The sequence below is a fragment of the Paenibacillus sp. P5_B5 genome, from assembly GCF_056400365.1.
In genome coordinates, this window is the sequence record NZ_JBFULK010000066.1 from 1 (window position 1) to 431 (window position 431).

General features: G+C 42.0%; 1 protein-coding gene. It reads right to left on the reverse strand.

Features of this window, described 5'->3' with window-relative positions; translation table 11 throughout:
* Window positions 1-431 (reverse strand): Ig-like domain-containing protein (locus AC1DOK_RS24575; RefSeq protein ID WP_477556893.1); only part of this gene is annotated, 431 nt, incomplete at both ends.

A 431-nucleotide genomic window follows, 5' to 3' on the forward strand; every position in this document is an offset into this window, starting at 1 on the left:
ACCACGTTACCTGACACTGGCGTGTTCTCCGGTGTTGTTTCGTTATAATCCCCTACTGTTGGTGCTTGGTTTTCAGGAACTACTTCTTCAACTGTAATTTTAACTGAAGATGTTGCTGTTCCACCATTACCATCATTTACGATAACGGTAAAGCTATCATTACCTACATAATCAGCTGCTGGTGTATATGTCCAACTACCGTCTGGTTTTACAACCACAGTTCCATTTGTTGGCGCAGTTCCTTCGGTATACGTTAATGTATCTCCATCTAGATCTGTTCCTACCACGTTACCTGACACTGGCGTGTTCTCCGGTGTTGTTTCGTTATAATCCCCTACTGTTGGTGCTTGGTTTTCAGGAACTACTTCTTCAACTGTAATTTTAACTGAAGATGTTGCTGTTCCACCATTACCATCATTTACGATAACGGT